The sequence below is a fragment of the Streptomyces corchorusii genome, assembly GCF_001514055.1.
Lineage (GTDB): Bacteria > Actinomycetota > Actinomycetes > Streptomycetales > Streptomycetaceae > Streptomyces > Streptomyces olivaceoviridis.
In genome coordinates, this window is the sequence record NZ_KQ948415.1 from 1 (window position 1) to 595 (window position 595).

Below are 595 nucleotides of genomic sequence, written 5' to 3' on the forward strand. Positions count from 1 at the left end.
GTGCCGGGGCCGCAGCGAGGGCTTGCGGCGACGGGTGTTACTGCTTGGCGGTGGGTTCCGTCTGCTGGTTGTAGATCTCCTGGCCCGCTGCGTTGTAGGCGTGGACGTAGGGGGCCGGGGAGGGGGAGTTCCCTTCGAGGCCGGAGATGGCCGCCGTGTAGACGAACGCGCCGTCTGCCATGAGGGCCGGGTACTGCGTCGGGTTGTCGCCGTAGCTGATGGTGATCTTGGCGACGTCGGGTGTGTAGTGTCCGGCGCCCAGTGAGAGGGTCTGTTCCCCGTCGGCCGGCTCGCTGAAGCTGTCGAAGAACTCGATCAGGTGGCCGGTGCCCCACAGGCGGTCGTTGATGAACGTCGGCGGGACGGACATGCTGGTGCCCTTGTGGCCCTTCGCCTCGCACTGTACGTACTGATGGGCGGAGTTGACAGCGATGACCACGCCGTCCGTGTCCTGCGTGGCGACGGGAGCGCGGACCGCGATCACCGCATGGTAGTTCGAGGCGTCCGGGCCCAGGCAGGAGGCCAAGATCCCGGCGACGGCCCCGGCACCGATCGGGGACGTCCTCGTGCTGGTAACGGTGAACCCGGCCGGGGG

General features: G+C 68.4%; 1 pseudogene. It reads right to left on the reverse strand.

Annotated elements, in window-relative coordinates:
* Positions 1 to 37: 37 nt before the first annotated feature.
* A pseudogene (locus AQJ11_RS45070) lies at positions 38 to 595 on the reverse strand (hypothetical protein); the annotation flags it as partial.